Source organism: Rhodococcus sp. ACS1 (assembly GCF_002300155.1).
Lineage (GTDB): Bacteria > Actinomycetota > Actinomycetes > Mycobacteriales > Mycobacteriaceae > Rhodococcus_F > Rhodococcus_F koreensis.
Window position 1 is genome coordinate 1,421,922 of the sequence record NZ_NSDZ01000005.1, and the last position, 2,173, is coordinate 1,424,094.

General features: G+C 66.4%; 2 protein-coding genes. Both read right to left on the reverse strand.

The annotated features are described in order from the left end of the window. Positions 1-21: 21 nt before the first annotated feature. Entirely contained in the window at positions 22-1,182 is a 1,161-nt protein-coding gene (locus tag CJ179_RS27295) for an acyl-CoA dehydrogenase (RefSeq protein ID WP_072944633.1), read from the reverse strand. 174 nt (positions 1,183-1,356) lie between these two features. Continuing rightward, the gene (locus tag CJ179_RS27300) at positions 1,357-2,055 is read right to left on the reverse strand and encodes a TetR family transcriptional regulator (protein WP_072944631.1); all 699 of its coding nucleotides are present in this window, start codon (positions 2,053-2,055) and stop codon (positions 1,357-1,359) included. Positions 2,056-2,173: the final 118 nt, after the last annotated feature.

Consider the following 2,173-nt stretch of genomic DNA (forward strand, 5'->3'; position numbering starts at 1 on the left):
GCGCACGGGCGGCGTAGCCGCCTACTTCAACAGTGCACGCGACATCACGACGCGCTGGATCTGGTTGGTGCCTTCGTAGATCTGGGTGATCTTCGCATCACGCATCATCCGCTCGACGGGGAAGTCGGTGGTGTAGCCGGCGCCACCGAACAGCTGGACGGCGTCCGTGGTGACCTCCATCGCGACGTCGGAGGCGAAGCATTTGGCGGCCGCGGAGATGAAACCGAGATTCTTCTCGCCGCGCTCGGCGCGGGCCGCGGAGGTGTAGACCATGAGGCGCGCGGCCTCGACCTTCATCGCCATGTCGGCGAGCATGAACTGCACGGCCTGGAAGTCGCTGATCGACTTGCCGAACTGCTTGCGGTCCTTGGTGTAGGCGAGGGCGGCGTCGAGGGCGCCCTGTGCGAGGCCGACTGCCTGCGCGCCGATGGTGGGACGGGTGTGGTCGAGGGTCTGCAGCGCCGTCTTGAAACCGGTGCCGGGCTCGCCGATGATGCGGTCGCCGGGAATCTTGCAGTTCTCGAAATAGAGCTCGGTGGTGGGCGAACCCTTGATGCCGAGCTTCTTCTCCTTCGGTCCGACGACGAATCCTTCGTCGTCCTTGTGGACCATGAACGCGGAGATGCCGTTGGCTCCCTTGTCGGCGTCGGTGACGGCCATGACGGTGTACCAGCTGGACTTGCCACCGTTCGTGATCCAGCACTTGGACCCGTTGAGGATCCAGTCGTCGCCGTCGGCCTTGGCGCGGGTGCGCATGCTCGCGGCGTCCGAACCGGCCTCGCGCTCGGACAGCGCGTACGACGCCATCGCCTCGCCGGACGCGAGCTGCGGCAGGACCTGCTGCTTGAGTTCCTCGGAGCCGTTGAGGATCAGGCCCATGGTGCCGAGCTTGTTGACCGCGGGGATCAGGGAGGAGGAGCCGCAGACGCGGGCGACCTCTTCGATGACGATGCAGGTGGCGACGGAGTCGGCGCCCTGCCCGTCGTACTGCTCGGGGACGTGGATGGCGTTGAAGCCGGAGTTCACGAGGGCCTGCAGCGCCTCTTCGGGGAAGCGCGAATCCTCGTCGACTTCCTTCGCGTGGGGTGCGATCTCCTTCTCGGAGAGCGCGCGGATCGCGGACCGCAGTTCGTCGTGCTCTTCACCGAGCTTGAACAGATCGAAGTCCGGATTTCCGGCCATGGGGGCGCTCCTTGCTGAGTCTCGACGGCACCGAGTCTGAGCGGCACTCCGTGCCAGGTCTATTTCCGTTCAGGTGGGCCGCAACGTTCGTGGTCGGCAAACTACTGCCACTGGAGTGCAGTCAACCACGGCACTGAGTGCCAGTCAAGGGTGGGTGTCGTCACCTTCGGCCGCTCAGCCCCGGCGCCGGGACAACTGCGTCCGGATGCGCCCGGTGATCTCCTCCACGGGAGTCCCCGGCGGGTACGAGACCACCATTACGGCGTCCTCTTCCTGCGTGGATGCCCCCGGAGCGACGCCGAACGTCCGGCGCACGTCGAGCAGGGCTCGCTCGAGTTCCTCCGCGGTGGCGTCCTGGTCGCCCTTGATCATGTTCCGAAGCAGAAAGTTGTGGCACGCGGTGACAGCGGCCGCGAATCCGATGACCTTCAGGACCGGTTGGGTGGGCACGACGCCGCGCAGGTAGTCGACGAACAACCGCTCGTAGCGGACGCCGGTGACGATCTCCCGGTCGCGGAGCGCGGGAACCCTCTGGACCACCTGGTACCGGCGCACCGCCAGTTCCCGGTTCTCCCGGAACCTGTCGAAGACCAGGCCCGCCGTTCTGCAGACCGCCGCCCACGGGTCGTCGGTTTCCGTGGACAGATGGTCCTCTGCCTGCTGCAACAGTGATTCGTGATCGGCGAAGATCACGTCCTCCTTGGAGCGGAACTGTCGGAAGAACGTCCGCCGGGACACCCCGGCGGCCGACGCGATCTGCTCGACGGTCGTCGCCTCGTACCCGTTCTCGGAGAACAGTCGGATGGCCTGCGCCACCACGTGGACGCGGAAGTCCGCGGGATCGATGCCGGGTGTGTCGACGCGCTCGGTCATGAGGCCCAGTATCCATCGGCGGCATTGGACCCGCAGTGCCCTGGACCCGGAACGCCGCGCGGGCGGATACTCGAAAGAGTGCGTCCGTCCTGGTTGGGCGGGGCGAGGTCGAGTTCTA

Excerpts from the sequence above, each read along its gene's own strand:
- CJ179_RS27295 (WP_072944633.1), bottom strand. The coding sequence starts at position 1,182 with ATGGCCGGAAATCCGGACTTCGATCTGTTCAAGCTCGGTGAAGAGCAC.
- CJ179_RS27300 (WP_072944631.1), bottom strand. The coding sequence starts at position 2,055 with ATGACCGAGCGCGTCGACACACCCGGCATCGATCCCGCGGACTTCCGC.